Source organism: Algoriphagus sp. TR-M9, assembly GCF_027594545.1.
Lineage (GTDB): Bacteria > Bacteroidota > Bacteroidia > Cytophagales > Cyclobacteriaceae > Algoriphagus > Algoriphagus halophytocola.
Window position 1 is genome coordinate 3,770,839 of sequence record NZ_CP115160.1, and the last position, 17,539, is coordinate 3,788,377.

21 protein-coding genes are annotated in these 17,539 nt (G+C 43.2%); 10 read left to right on the forward strand and 11 right to left on the reverse strand.

The features are described 5' to 3' along the window. The first annotated feature begins 121 nt into the window (after positions 1 to 121). The 5 genes from yihA to PBT90_RS15920 all read left to right on the forward strand — a co-directional run bounded on the left by yihA (position 122) and on the right by PBT90_RS15920 (position 3,345). Positions 122 to 724 carry a ribosome biogenesis GTP-binding protein YihA/YsxC gene (gene yihA / locus PBT90_RS15900; RefSeq protein WP_264807492.1) on the forward strand — a complete coding sequence of 201 codons (603 nt, stop codon included), beginning with the start codon at positions 122 to 124 and terminating at the stop codon, positions 722 to 724. A gap of 48 nt (positions 725 to 772) precedes the next feature. Further along, positions 773 to 1,216 carry a DUF5606 family protein gene (locus PBT90_RS15905; protein WP_264807493.1) on the forward strand — a complete coding sequence of 148 codons (444 nt, stop codon included), beginning with the start codon at positions 773 to 775 and terminating at the stop codon, positions 1,214 to 1,216. 42 nt (positions 1,217 to 1,258) lie between these two features. Beyond that, on the forward strand, positions 1,259 to 1,564 hold the full coding sequence (locus tag PBT90_RS15910) for a hypothetical protein (RefSeq protein ID WP_270129964.1): 306 nt from the start codon (positions 1,259 to 1,261) through the stop codon (positions 1,562 to 1,564). Between the two features lie 83 nt (positions 1,565 to 1,647). Next, a complete protein-coding gene (locus PBT90_RS15915; RefSeq protein ID WP_264807495.1) occupies positions 1,648 to 2,124 on the forward strand; it encodes a lipocalin-like domain-containing protein in 477 nt (158 codons plus the stop codon). A gap of 99 nt (positions 2,125 to 2,223) precedes the next feature. Next, complete coding sequence (locus PBT90_RS15920) at positions 2,224 to 3,345, forward strand: sugar phosphate isomerase/epimerase family protein (RefSeq protein ID WP_270129967.1); 1,122 nt, start codon at positions 2,224 to 2,226, stop codon at positions 3,343 to 3,345. Between the two features lie 368 nt (positions 3,346 to 3,713). Here PBT90_RS15920 and rnhA read toward each other — a convergent pair whose 3' ends face one another. The 5 genes from rnhA to aroQ form a co-directional block, all read right to left on the reverse strand. Next, complete coding sequence (gene rnhA / locus PBT90_RS15925) at positions 3,714 to 4,166, reverse strand: ribonuclease HI (RefSeq protein ID WP_264807497.1); 453 nt, start codon at positions 4,164 to 4,166, stop codon at positions 3,714 to 3,716. A gap of 48 nt (positions 4,167 to 4,214) precedes the next feature. Next, positions 4,215 to 4,793, reverse strand: a complete 579-nt coding sequence (locus PBT90_RS15930; RefSeq protein WP_264811470.1) for a MarC family protein — start codon at positions 4,791 to 4,793, stop codon at positions 4,215 to 4,217. Between the two features lie 133 nt (positions 4,794 to 4,926). Beyond that, positions 4,927 to 5,499 (reverse strand): transposase, encoded by a 573-nt coding sequence (locus PBT90_RS15935; RefSeq protein ID WP_264807498.1) that lies wholly within the window; start codon positions 5,497 to 5,499, stop codon positions 4,927 to 4,929. A 155-nt stretch (positions 5,500 to 5,654) separates the two neighbouring features. After that, on the reverse strand, positions 5,655 to 6,710 hold the full coding sequence (locus tag PBT90_RS15940; RefSeq protein ID WP_264807499.1) for an aminotransferase class V-fold PLP-dependent enzyme: 1,056 nt from the start codon (positions 6,708 to 6,710) through the stop codon (positions 5,655 to 5,657). An 11-nt stretch (positions 6,711 to 6,721) separates the two neighbouring features. After that, positions 6,722 to 7,135, reverse strand: a complete 414-nt coding sequence (gene aroQ / locus PBT90_RS15945; protein ID WP_264807500.1) for a type II 3-dehydroquinate dehydratase — start codon at positions 7,133 to 7,135, stop codon at positions 6,722 to 6,724. Positions 7,136 to 7,241: 106 nt separating this feature from the next. Between aroQ and PBT90_RS15950 the strand changes: the two genes are divergently transcribed. The 4 genes from PBT90_RS15950 to PBT90_RS15965 all read left to right on the forward strand — a co-directional run bounded on the left by PBT90_RS15950 (position 7,242) and on the right by PBT90_RS15965 (position 9,657). After that, entirely contained in the window at positions 7,242 to 7,427 is a 186-nt protein-coding gene (locus PBT90_RS15950) for a type II toxin-antitoxin system VapB family antitoxin (RefSeq protein ID WP_264807501.1), read from the forward strand. 40 nt (positions 7,428 to 7,467) lie between these two features. Then, positions 7,468 to 8,373, forward strand: a complete 906-nt coding sequence (gene xerD, locus PBT90_RS15955; protein WP_264807503.1) for a site-specific tyrosine recombinase XerD — start codon at positions 7,468 to 7,470, stop codon at positions 8,371 to 8,373. Between the two features lie 61 nt (positions 8,374 to 8,434). Continuing rightward, positions 8,435 to 8,989, forward strand: a complete 555-nt coding sequence (locus PBT90_RS15960) for a hypothetical protein (protein WP_264807504.1) — start codon at positions 8,435 to 8,437, stop codon at positions 8,987 to 8,989. A 23-nt stretch (positions 8,990 to 9,012) separates the two neighbouring features. Further along, positions 9,013 to 9,657 (forward strand): hypothetical protein, encoded by a 645-nt coding sequence (locus PBT90_RS15965; protein WP_264807506.1) that lies wholly within the window; start codon positions 9,013 to 9,015, stop codon positions 9,655 to 9,657. Positions 9,658 to 9,677: 20 nt separating this feature from the next. Here PBT90_RS15965 and PBT90_RS15970 read toward each other — a convergent pair whose 3' ends face one another. Further along, positions 9,678 to 10,499 carry a purine-nucleoside phosphorylase gene (locus PBT90_RS15970; RefSeq protein WP_264807507.1) on the reverse strand — a complete coding sequence of 274 codons (822 nt, stop codon included), beginning with the start codon at positions 10,497 to 10,499 and terminating at the stop codon, positions 9,678 to 9,680. A gap of 96 nt (positions 10,500 to 10,595) precedes the next feature. On the opposite strand from PBT90_RS15970, the gene PBT90_RS15975 reads away from it, so the two are divergent. Next, complete coding sequence (locus tag PBT90_RS15975) at positions 10,596 to 11,120, forward strand: NADPH-dependent FMN reductase (RefSeq protein WP_264807508.1); 525 nt, start codon at positions 10,596 to 10,598, stop codon at positions 11,118 to 11,120. 3 nt (positions 11,121 to 11,123) lie between these two features. On the opposite strand, the gene ftsZ is transcribed toward PBT90_RS15975, so the two are convergent. The 5 genes from ftsZ to murG form a co-directional block, all read right to left on the reverse strand. Further along, entirely contained in the window at positions 11,124 to 12,845 is a 1,722-nt protein-coding gene (gene ftsZ / locus PBT90_RS15980; RefSeq protein ID WP_264807510.1) for a cell division protein FtsZ, read from the reverse strand. Between the two features lie 113 nt (positions 12,846 to 12,958). After that, the gene (ftsA, locus tag PBT90_RS15985) at positions 12,959 to 14,269 is read right to left on the reverse strand and encodes a cell division protein FtsA (protein ID WP_264807511.1); all 1,311 of its coding nucleotides are present in this window, start codon (positions 14,267 to 14,269) and stop codon (positions 12,959 to 12,961) included. A 10-nt stretch (positions 14,270 to 14,279) separates the two neighbouring features. Continuing rightward, entirely contained in the window at positions 14,280 to 15,038 is a 759-nt protein-coding gene (locus PBT90_RS15990) for a cell division protein FtsQ/DivIB (protein ID WP_264807512.1), read from the reverse strand. Next, positions 15,035 to 16,447, reverse strand: a complete 1,413-nt coding sequence (gene murC, locus PBT90_RS15995; RefSeq protein WP_264807513.1) for a UDP-N-acetylmuramate--L-alanine ligase — start codon at positions 16,445 to 16,447, stop codon at positions 15,035 to 15,037. Before murC ends, PBT90_RS15990 begins: the two co-directional genes overlap by 4 nt. Further along, entirely contained in the window at positions 16,444 to 17,526 is a 1,083-nt protein-coding gene (murG, locus tag PBT90_RS16000) for an undecaprenyldiphospho-muramoylpentapeptide beta-N-acetylglucosaminyltransferase (RefSeq protein WP_264807514.1), read from the reverse strand. The genes murC and murG overlap by 4 nt, the downstream gene beginning before the upstream one ends. Positions 17,527 to 17,539: the final 13 nt, after the last annotated feature.

The following is a 17,539-nucleotide window of genomic DNA, read 5'->3' on the forward strand; positions in this document are numbered from 1 at the left end:
GAATTCTGTCTTTGAAAGAGCAATAATAGGCAAGAAACACGAGGAATGGAAAAATGTTAGGGGTATCTGCCTCCAATTCCATTTCATATAATGTCTTACTTTTGTAACCAAATAAAAACATATGATCAAGACAGCCAACTTCGTAGTCAGCAATGCAGACCCCAGTAATTGCCCCAAGCCAGACCGGGCAGAGATTGCCTTTATCGGCAGATCAAATGTGGGAAAAAGCTCCCTGATCAACATGCTTACTGGTCAAAAAGGCCTAGCCAAAACCTCCCAAAAACCAGGGAAAACCCAACTGATCAACCATTTCATGATCAATGACAAGTGGTACCTGGTCGATCTTCCCGGTTACGGCTTTGCCAAGGTAAATGTGAAAGTGAAACATGGCTGGGAAAACATGATCAGCACTTACCTCACCAAAAGGGAAAACTTATGCGGGGTTTTTGTCCTGATTGATAGCCGACTGGAGCCGCAGAAAATTGACCTGGAGTTTTTGCTCTGGTGTGGTACAGAAGGTGTTCCCACTGCCTTGGTATTCACCAAAGCAGATAAGCAATCCAAATCCAAAACGGATCAAAACATCCATAAATTCCTGAAGAAAACGGAACAGATCTTTGAAGAAGCGCCAGATTACTTTGTCACCAGTGCCGAGGCCGGCACAGGCAAGGAAGATTTGACGAAGTTTCTGGAAGAACTGGTCACTGAATATCAGGCAGGGTAAATCATTTGATTGATAATTCTATATTTGCAGGCTGAAAACACAAACCGCATGAATTTTAAAGAACTAGCTACTGTAGCCGGAAAACCCGGCTTATTCAAAGTATTAAAACCATCCCGTACCGGTGTGATCCTAGAGAGCTTGGACGGAAAAAAAACCAAGCTAGTGGCAGGAATGTCCCAGCGTGTATCTATACTCAGCGATATTTCTATCTATACGCTGACTGAGGAAGGTGCAGAACCTTTGGAGTCTGTGATGCAAAAAATCGAAGCTGAGTTTGAAGGAGATCTAGGTTTGGACACCAATCCGGACGATTCAGAGCTGAGAGCCTTCATGAAGCATATTCTTCCTGAAGTGGACGAAGCGAGAGTTTATACCTCCGACATCAAAAAGCTGATCAGCTGGTATAAAATCATCCGGGTTCAGGCTCCAGAAATCCTTACTCCATCCGAAGAGGATAAATCAGATGAAAGCAGCGAAAACGCTGAAGATTAACAGATAGCCCCGATTCAGCTCGGGGCTTTTTTTGCTTCCGCTATGCCTAATTCTATCAGCCAAGACACTTTTTCCTTGCTTCGCAAAGACTTCGACTTTCCGGAACAGGTTAGTGGATACGATGAGGAGCAACTCATAACTTTTTTGAGCAAAACAATACGCCAAATGCTCGACCGGGACTTTGAGCGCCTGTTGCAGATCTGCTACCGGATAGATTTGGGAGAAAACAAACTCAAAAAAATACTTCACGAATCCGAACCTGATCAAATAGCCTCAGATCTAGCTGCTGCTCTTTGGCATAGACAAAAACAAAAAATAGAACTCCGTAGAAAGTATTCTAGCTCATAAGTATAGGCTTATCTCAGATTAGAGGTATTTTTTTGCACTAAAATGCTTACTTTAGACTTTCTCAACTAAACTATTTTTACCCCATGAAAATTTTTCAAAAACTCTATTTCTTATTTGCTATCGCTGGACTGCTGGCCTTAGGCTCTTGTGGCGATGACGAGGATCAAGATCCTCCCAAAACTGATGAAGAATTAATAGGCTCAGGAGTGGCTTGGAAATTCAGCAGTGCTTCGGCAGGCGGCTTTCCCATTACTTCCCAAATCCCTGAGTGCTTCCTGGACAACACCATAACCTTCAATACTGCCGATAGTGGCAATACAGGAATGGTAGATGCCGGACCAATCAAATGCGATGAGTCTGAGCCTCAATCTGGAGATTTTACCTGGTCTTATAACGAAGCTACCATGGTGCTCACTGTGGATACGGATCTGATCGACATTCCTGGTGCCACTGGTGACACCAAAGTAGTCAGCGTCACCGAAAACACCTTGGTATTAAGTCAAACGGTTGATTTTGCCGGACTTGGTTCTCAAGAAGTACTCCTCACGCTGATGAATTAGTCACTGGATTACAGTTTATATTAAAACTAGGAAATAGACCTTGCATTTGTAGACGCATGGTATATTTCCTTTTTTTGTTTCAAACCCAAAATCACTGACATGGCAAACCCTATCTGGATCATGACTTCCGCATTTGACCAGCTCAACTTGGATCAAACGGTGGAGAAAGCACTGGAAATCGGAGTACAAGGACTTGATCTTTGCGTTTTCAGAAAAGACGGCACCCGAGATGACTTTGTCGCCACGCATCTGGATTATGAAAATTTCGGTTCAGAAGCCGCTAAAAAACTCATTGATCAATTCAACGGCGCTAAACTTCGGCTTTCCATTGGTGCTTTTGATAACCTGATCGGTGGAGATCCTGCGGAGCGGATCAAAAATCAGAATCATTTGCTGCGATTGATCCGAATGGCTTATTTGCTGGGAGGAGATGAAAACGATGTGAAAGTGGGAACCTTCGTCGGGTACAATCATGAATTGGGAAATCAGGAAGGCGGTTTCGAGAAAAATCTACTGGAATACCAGCGAGTCTTTGGGCCCATCATTCGCTATGCAAATAGCCTGGGAGTGACTATTCTCTATGAAAACTGCCCTATGGAAGGCTGGAGAAGCTCAGGTCATTTCGGGACGTTTAACAACCTGCCGGGAGTTTTGGCAGCGAGAAAACTCATGTACGAGTTAGTCCCAGAAGCCAATCATGGAGAAATCTATGATCCCTCGCATGATGTCTGGCAACACACCGACCCAATTGAGGTCATTAAAAACACAGATATGAATCGCCTGAATAGAATTCATGTCAAATCCACCCGCAATAATCCTGATCCTTTTTGGGGAAATATGTATCCCATGCAGCAAGTAAAGCCAGAATGGGCAGCAAAAGCAGGAATTCCTTCCAGCACCAACCCTTGGGACAGACATCACTACGAAGCTACGTTACCAGGTTTTGGCTTGGGCGATTCGATGGATTGGAGGGCTTTTGTGAATATTCTAAAAGAGCAGAATTTCGCCGGCCCTTTTGAAATTGAAAATGAAGCAGTTCTCTCCAAGCAAACTGGGAATATGGGAGCTATAGTACAAGGCTGTAAAGCTGCTGTCCAAAACCTTGCTCCTTTGCTTTATGAATTAGGAGAAAATGGCTGGCAATATCCTGAGTCGGATTATAAGCCACTTTTGGAGGTCAATAGAGAGGATGTTCCATTGATGACGATGGAGGAATTATAAAGTCTAAAGTGTAAAATTTAAAAGAAAAAATCAGACTAGAATAGTTTACGTTGACAACGTAAACTAGTGTCTTATAGCAAAAGAAACTTTCAAATGGATAAGACTCAGGATGGACCATTGTCTAGGAACGATTGGGGACATTCGATTCACCAAACATCCTAACTGAATTCCAAAAAATAAAATACAGTGAGTTATTGAGGGCCATACCTAAAGGCACGGCTGATAACTATGTAAATTCAATTCCTACCCATAGGTTGGTCCTTAAAGGGACGGGCTAAAATGTCAAGATTGGACGCGTATTTAAACTAGAAAAAATGACACAAATATCATCTTCGCGCCTTCTTCGTGTCCTTCGTGGCTAAAAAAACCTATAAACTCGCTTCGTATCCTTCGTCCGGCTTCAGATCAAATCCTTCTGCCGCTTGAACAGCCAACTGATCGCAGCGCTCATTCTCAATGTTTCCAGCATGGCCTTTTACCCAGATGAACTTAGGCTTGTACTTCAGATGTAGCGGAATATAGCGTAACCAGAGATCCGGGTTTTTCTTGTCTTTGAAGCCTTTTTTCTGCCAGCCCCAAATCCAGCCTTTCTCCACAGCATCCACCACATATTTGCTATCCGAATAAATTTGAACCGGGAACTCCGTCGTATTGATCGCTTGGAGTGCGCGGATTACTGCCAGCAATTCCATGCGGTTATTGGTAGTCCGGCGAAAGCCTTCGGAAAGTTCTTTTCTATGTTTTCCGAATTTCAGAACAGCGCCATAACCTCCCGGACCGGGATTGCCTTTGGCAGCGCCATCAGTGTAAATGGTAATCATGGGACAAAGTAAGTGAAAAAGCGGTAGAGTTTAGGTCAAATGCTACTTTTAGACCATTGTAGGAAATGCATTGGTTTTGAAAATTTTCACCGCTATTGACAGTAGAATAATTCCAAAAATCCTCCTCAGTACATCCAGACCAGTCTTCCCGATTTTGCGCTCCAGCCAGCCTGTACTTTTCAGCACAATGTAAACCAGAATTAAATTCAGGAGAATTCCAATGGCAATATTGAGCTGAGCAAACTCAGCTTTCAGCGTCAAAATAGTAGTTAATGTACCCGCACCCGCCACCAGAGGAAAAGCTATAGGTACTATGGACGCTCCGTCTTTGACATCTGGGTCTGATTTGAAAAGCTCTATTCCCAAGATCATCTCAGCACCAATCGCAAAAATGATCAGCGCTCCGGCGATGGCAAAATCCTCCACTCCTATTCCGAACAAGCTGAGAATAGACTTCCCCGCCAATAGAAATAAAATCATCAATACCCCAGCAGCCAGGGTAGCTTTCTCAGATTGAATATGTCCTATTTTCTTTCGTAGATTGACGATAATCGGGATAGAACCGAGGATATCAATCACAGAAAAAAGGATCAACGAAACTGACAATATTTCTTTCAAATCAAACATGCCGCGAAAGTAGGGAATTAACCTTTGAGGTTTCATAAACCTCGAAGGTTTTTAGGTTAAAATAAAGAGAAGAAAAATGGCGTCTAACCATTGAGGTCTAACAGACCTCGATGGTTTTGTTAGAACAAAAATACTATCCTTCTAAAGAATATTCATCAAGTAAATATTCCTCTATCGAACTATCATGGATTTTTATAAACTCAGGAATACCTCCAAACCATACCAAACCCAATTCTCTAGATACTTTGGAAGGTTTGTATGTACAATAAGATTCAAATGAAGAATACTTCCACTCATTTACTTTTTTCACTAAACCATGTCTAATGGGGTTTAAGTGAATGTAAAGGATGATGCGACTAAGGTAACTTTCATCATCAATTAATTTACGTTTGAATTTTCTCTGAAAAAGCCCTCCATTCCTACCAATTGATTTATTGAAAGCCTTTGCATAACTATTTAGAAAATTGGAAAATGCCTTTACTATTGCCAAATCTTGCTGGTTATCTCGAATCCTAACCAAGAAATGAAAATGATTTGGAATAAGGCAATATGCAATCGTTTCAAAATAGTCATCACAATAACGAGAATACCTACTCAAGAAAAACTTATAATTCTCCTCCCTCAAAAACAATTCTTGATTACCAATAGACCTGGAGTAGAGGTGATAGATTTTACCAGATTCAAAAGTCTCAGATGATTTTTTCATAGACACATTCAAAAAATACTATTGAATATAACCAAAATCATTGAGGTATAATAAATATGATGGTTAACATCTTAAGTCCTTGGAGCTGTTTGTATGCCTAATTGGCTTAATATAAAACCTTCGAGGTCTTAAAGACCTCAAAGGTTACTCTGCGGCTAAAATTTCCCCAAAAACCCAATCAACTTATCCATTTCGGCATTGGTGATAGCAGGGAAATTGGCGATTCGGAAACTTGTTGGTTTATGAGGACCATAGCCAGAACCCAATTGCATTCCTTCTTTTTCAGCATCCTTTTTCACCGAAGCGATTAACTCTTCCGGACCAGATACAGCCAAAACCGTGGTGCTTCTCGTCTCAGCATTATCCACGAGCATTCGAAGCGACTTGGATTGAGCCACAGCCGTTTCCAACTTGAGCATGCGCTCTCTAAGATTTGCATCAATGTGCTGGATTTCTTCCAAATCTTTCAAAACTCTGTTTAACAGGTAAATCCCCAACACATTCGGGGTGTAATGCGTCTGGTAACCGGCAGCATTTTCAAGCATAAAACTTAAAGAATTATACCTGCCTTTTTCACCTTTTGATTCGCACTTTTCAATAGCTTTTGGAGACAAAATCAAAATCCCCAGACCTGCAGGAAGTCCAAAGCATTTTTGCACAGAAGCGTACCAAATATCAGCCAAGCTAAAATCCAATTCAATTCCTGCCATAGAGGAGGTCGTATCCACTGCTATCATTTTCTCAGGATATTTCTCCTTGATTTCCTCAATCACTGACATAGGAACCTGCGTTGCATTGGCAGTTTCATTTTGTGTCAGCGCGATCACATCAAAATCCTCAGAAATCTCCAAGTTTGCCACGTCGATTGCCTGATTTGCTTCGATTTTCAGTCCGTCCGTGGCTGGATTGATATGCTTCGCAAAGCCGATCCACTTTTTCCCGAAGGAACCTGAGTAAATATGAAAGCTAGCCTGCTGCACAATGGATTGGGTGATGATCTCCCAGTTTTCGGTAGCACTGGAGGTAAATAACAACTTGTAATCCTCCGGCATGTGCAGCTTTTCACGCATCAATTGCTCAGTTTCCTGATACAGAGACATGAACGCATTGCTGCGGTGATTGGCACTCAGAATACCTGCAGTGTAGGCATCTTGCAAATACGTGGGAAGGGCATCGTAAACTTTAGATGGCCCGGGTGCAAAAGTGAGCATAGGTAGATAGGTTATTGAAAATAGAGAATTCCTAAAGCGTATCCTTTCAGGCCAAGTCCGGAGATCATTCCGACACAGGATTTGGAAATAATACTTTTATGGCGGAATTCTTCCCGTTTGTAAATATTCGAAATATGAACTTCTAAGACAGGTGTGGTCACCCCGGCAATTGCATCTGAAATAGCCACTGAAGTATGGGTATAGCCACCGGCATTGAGCAGAATCGCATCGTAGGAAAAGCCAACCTCGTGAATTTTATTGATCAGTTCGCCCTCCACATTACTTTGAAAATAATGCAGTTCTACATCCTGAAAAGCTTTTTTCAAGCCCTCAAAATATTCTTCAAAAGAAGTACTTCCATAGACTTCCGGCTCTCTTTTACCCAATAGATTGAGGTTGGGGCCGTTAATGATGATTATCTTCAAAACAATATTCGGTTTGATGGTTTCTGAGTCAAAGTTAAAAGGATTTTCAGGTTTTGAAGTTGGAAAGTTCTAAAGTTGTAATTTTACTAATAAGCGTAAAAAGGATATGAAAGTAACTGTTGATGAAAAGCTATTGGCTGAAATCTTACAAAGAACTGATGCTAAAAATGTTCAGGAAGCTGTGGAAGCCGCCCTGAAAGCTTACCTCCGAAAAATCAAGTTAAATGAATTGTCCAACCTCAGAGGCAAAATCACTTGGGAAGGAAATCTGGATGAAATGAGAGAGTATTAATTTTCCAATTTTTAAATCTTCCAATTTTCAAATCACATCAATGACTAAAGACTGGCAAAACCACATCAAACAATTCCGCCATTACCTAAAGCTAGAGCGATCCCTGAGTGGGAATTCCATAGAAGCATACACACGCGATGTAGAGAAGTTAGCTGCTTATTCGGAAGTGAATTTTCCTGAAAAAAGCCCCTTGAATCTGGAATTAGAGTATTTGAGAAGATTTGTCACTGACCTGGCCAAGCTTGAAATATCCGATTACACCCAGGCCAGGATCATTTCAGGAATCAAGGCCTTTTATAAATACCTGATGTATGAGGATAGAATTACTGAAGACCCAGCTCAACTTCTCGAAGCCCCAAAATTGGGAAGAAAACTACCAGATACCCTGAGCTATCAGGAAATCGTGCAACTTTTGGAAGCCATTCCTCTCGGAGAACCGGAAGGCCATCGCAACCGCGCCATGCTGGAAATGTTGTACAGCTCAGGATTACGGGTAAGTGAATTGATAGAACTGAAAACAGGACAGATTTTTGAAGATATAGGTTTTCTCAAAGTGGTTGGAAAAGGAAATAAAGAACGCCTCGTCCCTATTGGAAAGGATGCTTTGAAATACCTGAATATTTACATAAATGAAGTTCGGGTGCATCAAAATATCGCCAAAGGCCACGAAGAATTCGTTTTTCTTAACCGCCGGGGCAAGAAGCTTTCCCGTGTTATGATATTTTTGATTATCAAGAAAACTGCGGAGCAGGCTGGAATTGAGAAGAACATTTCCCCCCATACTTTCAGACATTCCTTTGCCACGCACCTGATCGAAGGAGGAGCGGATCTTCGTGCAGTTCAGGAAATGCTAGGTCATGAAAGCATCACCACTACGGAAATTTACACACATTTAGATCGTGATTACCTGAGGCAGGTGTTGACGGATTTTCATCCAAGGAAATAAAATGTTGGATGTTGGATGTTAAAAAAACAATAGTTTTGGGGGAATTATAAATCTAGTCTCAATGAAAAAGCTGTTCGCGCTAGTTGCATTTCTATTTTCTGTCTCATGGGCAAATGCCCAGGAAGCAGCTGTCACGACCAATAAAACTGAGCTTCAAACAGGCCTATTGGGAATTTGGCTAAATAAGGAGTATAGACTGTCAGATCAATTAGCTCTAAGAGCAGAGGTAGGGTTGGATGGCGGGCTCTGGTGGGGAACCTACTCTTCGGGACATGCATTTTTTCCGGTATTTACTGCAGAGCCTCGCTGGTATTATAACCTTGGAAAACGCAGTAAAAAAGGTAAAGCTACAAGAGGAAATTTCGGGAATTTCATTTCCATCAAGACCAGTTTCCACCCGGATTTATTTATAATTTCTAACTATTATGAAAGTATTATCCCGGACCTGTCTATTGTACCAACCTGGGGAATACGCCGTCCTATAGGAAGAAACTTCACATTCGAAACAGGCATAGGGATCGGATACCTACATAGTTTTTACAAATCCAAAGGCTATACTTCCGATACCGGTGAGTTAACTGCAAATATTCACCTGCGATTTGGATACAGGTTTTGACATTAATTAATCCAAATCATATTTTGAAGCAAGGAGTAGTATTCCTATTCATCACGGCAATAACCTTTTCGGCCTGCACCTCTACGAAAATCTACCCCAGAATCAAGTGTCATATTTGCTTGGGTAAGGAAGATGGTATTTTGTTACTTCCCCTGAACTGGCAGGAAAGCTTCCGAAAACTATCCGTAGGAGAACAAAATGAACTGGAAGAGCTGGTAGTGAAAATCTTTAAAGAGGAAGGGTTTACCAATGTGGCCATCTATGATCGGATGGAATATGAGCTTCTCAATGCCGGAATCAAAGACGTAAACGATCCTGTTCAGCGCGCCAATATCAATTTAGAACTGGGGATACCCTATTTGATAGGGCTTAGTCTAGGCGAACTGGCTTGGACAGGGAACTGGGAAAGAACCGATCCCGCTAACATCCATTCTCCCAGCTACTGGGACAGTGACACAGAAATCAAAAGTATGCTGAGAGTGGCACTCATGGAAACAGCCACTGGTAATGTCATCTCAGATTATGCCGTAGAAACCAGCATCAGTGAATTCCCTATTCCTTTTGGCGAGGAACAAACGCTGGATTTGAATTTTGGCACCTTATACAAAGCCGTGTCAGTTTCTACACGCAAAGGCATCAAAAATCTGATCAGGGACTGTGGCTGCTAAAGCTTATCAGAAAGCAATGCCTAATCCATCACCCGTACCAATTCCTTAATCACATCTGCCATAATTGGCTCTGCCTTGGCAGCAGCTGCAAGCACCTCCGCTATGGTCACGGCTTTGATTTTCCCCTCTACTCCCAAGTCAGTTATAGCGGAAATCCCAAACACTTCTATGCCCATTTGCCTTGAAACAATCACTTCAGGCACGGTACTCATGCCCACTGCATCTGCCCCTATACTTCTGATGTATTTGTATTCTGCGGGTGTCTCCAGATTTGGACCTTGCACCCCAGCATAAACCCCCGTATGCACCGGGTAGCCTTTTCTCTGGGCATAGCCCAAAGCTTGTGCGATTAATCTAGATGAATAAGCATCGCTCATATCCGGAAATCTCGGCCCAAACTCCTCAAAATGTTTTCCCCGAAGAGGATTTTCAGGAAACAAGTCAATATGATCGCGCAAAATCATCACATCCCCTACCTCCTGGGCTGGGTTTAATCCCCCACTGGCATTGGAAACACAAAGTGTTTTTACTCCCAGGTTTTTCATCACCCTGATCGGAAAAGTAACCTCCTGCATAGTATAGCCTTCGTAATAGTGAAATCTTCCCCGCATGGCCATCACTTTTTTGCCAGACAGCTCTCCGAAAATCAATTTGCCGGAATGGCTCTCCACGGTAGAAACAGGAAAATGGGGAATATCAGCATAGTCAATTTCCTGCGCTATGGTGATTTGATCGCCTAGCTTTCCTAGTCCGGTTCCCAGAATAATCCCAATGGAAACAGGTTCAGAAAAATGTGATTGAATGTACTTAGTAGCTTCCGCTATTTGGTTTAGGTAGTTCATGGTGATTAATTTGTCCGAAGTAAATATAAAAATTACGGATAAGCTTCGAACCTTTGGGTAAGGAAGAGTGTAATCAGTGCAGAAAAAAAGAGAAACATGATTAAGATAATCGTAGGAACCAACCGAAAGAATTCAGTATCCAAACGTATTGCAAATCTTTACCAAGAGATTTTAGAGAAAAAGGGTGAAGCCTCAGAAATCCTGGAATTAGAGCATCTTCCCAGTGATTTTATAGACAATGCCTTATACGAAAACAATGGCAAACATGAATTGTACAATGAGTTTCATGACCAGCTGATAGGAGGCAAAAAGTTTGTGTTCATCGTACCGGAATACAACGGATCATTCCCTGGCATCCTGAAAACCTTCATCGACGGGATGACCTACCCCAATACGTTGAGGGGTAAAAAATGTGCCATGGTGGGTATTTCTTCTGGAATAGGCGGCGGTGGCATCGCTATGAGCCACCTTACCGACATCTTCCATTATTTGGGGATGCATGTCCTAGCTCTCAAGCCAAAACTGGCTAAAATAGAGCAAAATATGTCAGATAACCTGCTCACCAACAGGTTGTATTTGGACTTGCTGCAAACCCAGGCAGACATGCTGCTTGATTTCTAGACCTTAATCTACATTATCATGCAGGAATCTATTATTGCCTAAAATCTCATTATCATCGTTCAGATTGTATTTGCTGATGCTAGGCTCAGAGCTATGCTGAGGCTCGTTTAGAACTACATTTTTACGCTGATAGGCAGGTACTTCCATCTTTTCCTTCAACTCCTCTGGAGTAGGGTTAAACGTACGGTTACCTTTTAGCTTTTCAAATCTCTCGTGAGCTCTTTGAATCGCTTTTTGCTTCATTTGCTCGTAGTAGTCATTTGCAAAAGCTGGAGCTGCTGGCTCTTCTTCTTTTTTAGTTTCTTCTTCAGCAGCAGGCTTTTTCGCCTCTTCCTCTTCAAACAGGTCATGCACTATCTTCTCCTGCGCAGGCTTTGGAGCTTCCGGTTTGGACTCCTCTTTTGGTTTCATAAAGGAGAAAAGTCCTTCACGCTTTGGAGCTGGTTTAGGCTCTGGAGTAGGCTCTGATTTTTGGGGAGTTTCGGCTACAGGCTTCTCTTCAGAAACAGGCTCTGGATCTGGAGTAGGAGCAGGAGTTTTAGGCATAGAAAACACGAACGTAGAGCCGCCAGGAACAGAATCTTCCTTCACTTTCTCTGACTTACCAGATTCCAGATGGATCATGGTTTTCTCTTCCTGTACTTCTTCTGCAGGGGTGCTAGCCTCAGGGGCCGGTGCCGGTGCTGAAACTGGTTCAGCTGGCTTGGCTGTTTCTATTTTCTTGTTTGAAGCACCTTCCAGTCTATCCATCGCAAAACCAGTAGCGATTACAGTTACCCGGATTGCCTTGTTAAGCTCTGGATCAATACCCTGTCCGAAAATCACTTCAGCATTATCTCCTGCTTTCTCCTGAATGTATTCAGTGATTTCACTCAATTCGTCCATGGACAACTCCTCATCCTCGCCTGACATGATGGAAAGCAAGATTTTCTCAGCTCCTTTGATGTCCACATTGTTCAGCAATGGAGAGGAAATAGCTGCTCCAGCTGCACGGATGGCACGACCTTCACCCTCTTCGGTAGAGGATCCCATCACCGCTGCTCCGGCATCTTTCATCACGGTCTTCACATCCTCAAAATCCACGTTTACATCTTGATGAACAGTGATGATCTCTGCAATAGATCTAGCAGCTGTGGACAAAATATCATCCGCCTTGCTGAAAGCTGTCCTGATGGCCAGGTTACCGTAAATCTCTCTTAGCTTATCATTCAAAATCACCAAGACCGTATCACAGTTTTCGCGGAGTGCTTCGATACCCGCCTGCGCTACATTCATTTTCTTTCTTCCCTCGAACATGAACGGAGCAGTCACTATACCCACAGTAAGAATATTCAGCTCTTTGGCAACACGGGCTACTACAGGAGCTGCACCTGTACCGGTACCACCGCCCATACCCGCAGTGATAAATACCATTTTGGTATTATCTGCCAACAGTTCACGGATTTCGTCCTCAGACTCAATGGCTGCATTTTTCCCTTGTTCAGGATTTGCTCCGGCACCTAGACCTTCGGTCAGATTGGCACCTAACTGCAATCTCAATGGAACCGGGCTAGACTTTAATGCCTGCGCATCGGTATTGACTACTACAAACTCCACATCCTTAATTCCTAGGCTAAACATGTGGTTTACGGCATTGGAGCCGCCTCCTCCCACACCAATCACTTTTATGATTGATTTAGGGTTTTTCTGTAAATCAAATCTGTAATCTTTCATGTTATCTGACATATTTATTGTTTTGGTGAAATTTCCTTTTGGTTAGTATTGTAAGCTTTAAATCGGGGAAACTGTCAGCAGTACCGGCAATCTCCCCCAATCATAAGCCCTAGTAATTCTTTTGTTTAAGCGTAACCATCGTCTCCGATATCATCGCTAATAATGCTTTTAAGCCTTTCTGTAATGTTTTTGAAAATATTCTGGGGCATCATTTCTGAAGGCCTTGTCCTTTTGCTTCCTTTTCCATTTGCCACACGCTCTCTATACACTCCATCACGGTCATCTATGGCTTTGAACCCTGCCAGTACCAGTCCCACTGAAGTAGCATACATCGGACTCTTCACTTCTTCGATCACTGATTTACCCAGGTGCTCATTTGGGTATCCTATTCTAGTGTCCAATCCAGTCATGTACTCAAACAGTTGACTGATAAATTGCAACTGTGATCCACCCCCAGTCAGTACAATACCGCCGGCAAGCTTCTTATAATGCCCACTCTGCATGATTTCATTCTGGACTATTTCGATAATCTCTTCCATTCTAGCTTGAATGATAGAAGCTAGGTTTCGAATGGAAATCTCCTTTGGAGGCCTGTTTCTCAAACCTGGGATCGACACGATTTCATTTGGATTGGCTTCTTCAGTGATGGCTTTTCCAAATCTGGTTTTCAGTAGCTCTGCTTGATTCTGCATCACCATACAGCCTTCCTTGATGTCTTTGGTAATGATATTTCCTCCCAAAGGAATCACTGCTGTATGACGGATGATATTCTCATAGAAGATGGCTATGTCTGTGGTACCACCACCTATATCTACCAGGCACACACCGGCTTCTTTCTCATCATCACTGAGTACTGAAAGGGAACTGGCAAGTGGCTCCAGAATAAGCTGTTTGGAAACTAATTCTGCCCTACGCACACATCTGTTAATATTATTGATCGCGGTAGTCTGGGCTGTGATGATATGGAAATCAGCCTCTAGACGGGTACCGGACATTCCTACTGGGTCTTTGATTCCCCCCTCATAATCCACCGTATAATCCTGCGGCATCACGTGGATGATGGTATTACCTGGAGGAATAAGGATGTTCTCCATTTCTGAAGAAAGCCTCATCACATCTTCGATGGTAATCTCATCATCAGTAGGCTGACGCATGATGCTACCACTTTGGATTTTGCTTTGGATGTGCTGACCTGCTATCCCCACGATCACATCCACGATATCCACATTTGCCATTTCGGAAGCCTCTTCTACCGCTTTTTCGATGGCATGTACGGTCTTGTCTATATTGGTCACCACGCCTCGATCTACCCCATCGGAAACGGCCTTGCCCATACCGAGCACCTCAAGCTTACCATACTCGTTTTTGCGGCCTACAATCACACAGATTTTGGTGGTCCCAATATCCAGCCCAACTATTAATTCTTTGTTTTCCATATCCAAACTATTATTCACAGACTATTTGATCCTTAAATTTCACACTCACTCTTTCGTAAGCATTCCAGCCCTTACGAGGCAGTATTTCTTTGTAAAAGACCTCTATTCGGTCAAATTTATTGGCGATATCATTTGCATCCCCAAACTCGATCACCTGCTTTCCCACTTGCTGGAAAAGCCTGATATCATCCGGTGAATTGACTTCCAGTTCAGTGATCTGAGCCTTCCAAAATTCATCCTTCACGATAAACTGAATCAAATCCATCAGCTCGGGCATTTCGCTCATAATCTCCCCCTTATCCATCAGTTTCTCTGCATAATCACCCTCCAGTATCAAAACCCGACTGGTATAGGAGGTAGAAGTAGGAATTACCCTGCCCTCTACGGTAATGTATCCATCTGCGGCCAGTGGCTGCGCAATTCTCGCGATAGGCTGATGTTGACTGATTTTAATGTTCAAAATCCCTTTTTGACCTACCATAGCTTCTACTGATTTGACAAATGGATGACCATTCAGCCTGTCCTCTATCTCTTTCATTGGCACTTCTTCCAGCATCAGACCTGCTTTCAACTCTGGAAATGCCTCATTTAATATTTTTCTGATTTCCGCTTCCTCCACGAAATAAACACCGCTGATTCCCGCAATGCTGATTTCAGCTCCTTGATAGGTTCTAAATCCCGTTTGCTTTTCCACAAATCCGATGAAACCCACCAGTATCAAACTGAGGATCACAAATGACAATAGCTTGGTCAGTTTACTCTTTTTCATACCGCCAGAGGGTTTATTCTATTCTTCATCCAGGAGGCTATTTCCGGCACCAGCCTATCTATATCCCCTGCGCCCATGGTCACCAGTACTTCAGTAGAAGCCTGGTCCAAATGCTGCATTAGATCATTTTTGCCAAGCAAAATCTTATCGGAAGAATTGATTTTCTCTAACAGCATCTCCGATGTAACTCCCGCTATAGGCAGCTCTCTCGCGGGATAGATATCCAGCAAAATGACCGCATCCGCCAGGGAAAGACTTTCTGAAAATTCATCCGCAAAATCTCTGGTGCGACTGAATAAATGAGGCTGAAACACCACGGTCAATTGCTTCGCAGGAAACATCGCACGAACTGAACTCAAACAGGCTCGGATTTCCTCCGGATGATGAGCATAATCGTCGATATACACTTGACCACCCTCATTTACATGAATTTCAAATCTCCTCTTTACTCCTTTAAATGAGCTCAATCCTTTACGAATCTCCTTTTCGCTCAATCCATGATCCAATGCGATGGCGATAGCCGCAAGGGCATTTTCCACATTGTGAAAACCCGGAATATATAGTTCCAAGCCTTTGATATCCTGCTTGCTATCCACATAATCAAATACAAAAAACCCAGGCTTGGCCTGAATATTTTCAGCGTGTATTCCCGAAGATCTCAGACCATATTCTTTCTTGATCACTTTAGGCAATCTCTCTTCGGTTAACCGTAGAAGGGCATTCTGCTGGATGTAGATTTTACCTTTTTTATCCAGTAACTCCGTGAATGCAATAAACCCATCCAATATGTGCTGCTCGTCACCATAAATATCCAGATGATCAGCATCTGCACTGGTTATCACCGCTTCATTGGGATGAAGGCGCAGAAAGGAACGATCAAACTCATCCGCTTCCACGACTACCAGCTTTTGCCCTTTTGACTTTTTCTTACCCAGAATCAGGTTACTCTGATAGTTCTGTGTGATCCCTCCCAGAAAAGCCGCAACAGGCTTACCGGCAGATTTCAACAAATGTGCAATCATGGAGGAAGTAGTAGTCTTCCCATGTGTCCCTGCCACAGCGATAGTGTAATAGGAACTGGTCAACACCCCCAGTACTTCAGATCTTTTCTGAAGCTTATACTTATTTTCTTGAAAGAAATTCAGCTGCTGGCTGTCCTTCGGCAAAGCTGGAGTCCATACAATCAAAGACTTGGCAGGATGACTCTTCACTTCCTCCGGTATACATTCCAGAGAATCCTCAAAACCCACCTCCATACCTTCGGCGATCAGCTCATCTATCAAGGGAGATGGACTGCGATCATAGCCCGAAACCACATAGCCTTCATGACGGAACCAACGAGCCAAAGCACTCATGCCTATGCCGCCAATCCCTAGTAAATGGACGCTATGTATTCCTTCGAAACTCATGCAATCAATCCTTCTATTTCTTCTACTATGGCAATAGCCGCATTGGGCTTAGCCAGTTTTTTGATGTTTTCCCCTAGAATTCCAGACACTTTCGCATCCTTCATCAATAGGTCTACCTTATTTTCTAATTGCCCTATGGCCTCCGCATCTTTCAAAAGCCATGCGGCATCGTGCTGCACATATGCCATGGCATTTTTAGTCTGGTGGTCTTCGGCCACATTAGGCGAAGGGATAAATATCACCGGCTTCCCCACCAGGGAAAGTTCAGAAACTGACAGCGCCCCAGCTCTGGACACAATCACATCCGCTGCCGCATAGGCCAGGTCCATTTCACGAATAAACTCCCGCAGATGAATGCAGGAAAAGCCAGCTTCCTGCGTCTTTTTCTTCATCTCCTTGTAGTAGTATTTACCACATTGCCATATCACCTGATAGCCTGCCTCATCAAGCTTTGCCATGTCATTCAGTACTGCTTGGTTGAGCGTACGTGCTCCTAAAGAGCCACCCAAAACCAACAGTGTCTTTTTCTCAGCCTCTAAGGCAAAATGAGTGATCGCCTTTTCTCTCTTCCCCGCCAAATCCAGAATATCCTTCCTCACCGGATTACCGGTATAGGAAATGCGGTCTGCCGGGAAAAACCTATCCATATCAGGATAAGCCACACAGATCTTTTTGGCTCTTTTTGCCAAAATCTTATTCGTCAAACCGGCGTAAGAATTCTGCTCCTGCACCAGTGTTGGTATGCCTTTTCGCTGCGCAGCAAACAGCACCGGGCCACTCGCATAGCCACCCACGCCCACCACTACATCAGGACGAAAATCACTTACGATTTTAGAAGCTTTCATCAGGCTGCTCAACAGCTTAAATGGAAACTTCAAGTTCTCCAAACTAAAGCTTCTCTGTAAGCCTGCTACAGGCAAACCTTTTATCTTATAGCCCGCATCAGGTACTTTTTGCATTTCCATTTTGCCAGATGCTCCCACAAAGAGAATCTTACTGGAAGGGTATTTTTCCCTCCAGGCATTGGCGATGGCAATAGCCGGGTAGATATGCCCTCCGGTACCTCCACCACTGATCAAAATGCGATATGTA

Excerpts from the sequence above, each read along its gene's own strand:
- yihA (WP_264807492.1), top strand. The coding sequence starts at position 122 with ATGATCAAGACAGCCAACTTCGTAGTCAGCAATGCAGACCCCAGTAAT.
- PBT90_RS15905 (WP_264807493.1), top strand. The coding sequence starts at position 773 with ATGAATTTTAAAGAACTAGCTACTGTAGCCGGAAAACCCGGCTTATTC.
- PBT90_RS15910 (WP_270129964.1), top strand. The coding sequence starts at position 1,259 with ATGCCTAATTCTATCAGCCAAGACACTTTTTCCTTGCTTCGCAAAGAC.
- PBT90_RS15915 (WP_264807495.1), top strand. The coding sequence starts at position 1,648 with ATGAAAATTTTTCAAAAACTCTATTTCTTATTTGCTATCGCTGGACTG.
- PBT90_RS15920 (WP_270129967.1), top strand. The coding sequence starts at position 2,224 with ATGGCAAACCCTATCTGGATCATGACTTCCGCATTTGACCAGCTCAAC.
- rnhA (WP_264807497.1), bottom strand. The coding sequence starts at position 4,166 with ATGATTACCATTTACACTGATGGCGCTGCCAAAGGCAATCCCGGTCCG.
- PBT90_RS15930 (WP_264811470.1), bottom strand. The coding sequence starts at position 4,793 with ATGTTTGATTTGAAAGAAATATTGTCAGTTTCGTTGATCCTTTTTTCT.
- PBT90_RS15935 (WP_264807498.1), bottom strand. The coding sequence starts at position 5,499 with ATGAAAAAATCATCTGAGACTTTTGAATCTGGTAAAATCTATCACCTC.
- PBT90_RS15940 (WP_264807499.1), bottom strand. The coding sequence starts at position 6,710 with ATGCTCACTTTTGCACCCGGGCCATCTAAAGTTTACGATGCCCTTCCC.
- PBT90_RS15950 (WP_264807501.1), top strand. The coding sequence starts at position 7,242 with ATGAAAGTAACTGTTGATGAAAAGCTATTGGCTGAAATCTTACAAAGA.
- xerD (WP_264807503.1), top strand. The coding sequence starts at position 7,468 with ATGACTAAAGACTGGCAAAACCACATCAAACAATTCCGCCATTACCTA.
- PBT90_RS15960 (WP_264807504.1), top strand. The coding sequence starts at position 8,435 with ATGAAAAAGCTGTTCGCGCTAGTTGCATTTCTATTTTCTGTCTCATGG.
- PBT90_RS15970 (WP_264807507.1), bottom strand. The coding sequence starts at position 10,499 with ATGAACTACCTAAACCAAATAGCGGAAGCTACTAAGTACATTCAATCA.
- PBT90_RS15975 (WP_264807508.1), top strand. The coding sequence starts at position 10,596 with ATGATTAAGATAATCGTAGGAACCAACCGAAAGAATTCAGTATCCAAA.
- ftsZ (WP_264807510.1), bottom strand. The coding sequence starts at position 12,845 with ATGTCAGATAACATGAAAGATTACAGATTTGATTTACAGAAAAACCCT.
- ftsA (WP_264807511.1), bottom strand. The coding sequence starts at position 14,269 with ATGGAAAACAAAGAATTAATAGTTGGGCTGGATATTGGGACCACCAAA.
- PBT90_RS15990 (WP_264807512.1), bottom strand. The coding sequence starts at position 15,038 with ATGAAAAAGAGTAAACTGACCAAGCTATTGTCATTTGTGATCCTCAGT.
- murC (WP_264807513.1), bottom strand. The coding sequence starts at position 16,447 with ATGAGTTTCGAAGGAATACATAGCGTCCATTTACTAGGGATTGGCGGC.